A 597-nucleotide genomic window follows, 5' to 3' on the forward strand; every position below is an offset into this window, starting at 1 on the left:
CCTCGAGCTGCTGACGCTGGCCCGCCGGATCGGCGAGCCGGTCGCCGTCGCGCTGGGTGCCGGCGCCGCCGACACCGCCGCCGCGCTCGCCGAGCACGGCGCGGTGAAGGTCCTCACCCACGACGCCGCCGAGTACGCCGACTACCTCGTCGTGCCGAAGGTCGAGGCGCTGCAGGCCGCCGTCGAGGCCGTCTCCCCGGCCGCCGTCCTCATCCCGTCCTCCGCGGAGGGCAAGGAGATCGCCGCGCGGCTGGCGCTGCGTATCAAGTCCGGTGTCATCACCGACGCCGTCGACCTGGAGGCCGGCGCGGAGGGCCCGGTGGCGACCCAGTCGGTGTTCGCCGCCTCCTTCACCACCAAGTCCCGCATCGCGACCGGCACCCCGGTCATCACCGTCAAGCCCAACTCCGCTGCCGTCGAGGCGGCCCCGGCCGCCGGTGCGGTCGAGGCGCTCGCCGTGTCCTTCTCGGAGCAGGCGAGGGGCACCAAGGTGACCTCGCGGACCCCGCGCGAGTCGACCGGCCGCCCGGACCTGACCGAGGCCGCGATCGTGGTCTCCGGCGGCCGTGGTGTCAACGGCGCCGACAACTTCGCGAT

Annotated in this window: 1 protein-coding gene; it reads left to right on the plus strand. The window is 74.7% G+C overall.

Annotation, left to right across the window (positions count from 1 at the left end; genetic code table 11):
* A partial coding sequence (locus ABD366_RS43340; RefSeq protein ID WP_425577053.1) for an electron transfer flavoprotein subunit alpha/FixB family protein occupies positions 1-597 on the plus strand: 597 nt, incomplete at both ends.

Source organism: Streptomyces kunmingensis, from assembly GCF_039533535.1.
GTDB classification, from domain to species: domain Bacteria; phylum Actinomycetota; class Actinomycetes; order Streptomycetales; family Streptomycetaceae; genus Streptomyces; species Streptomyces kunmingensis.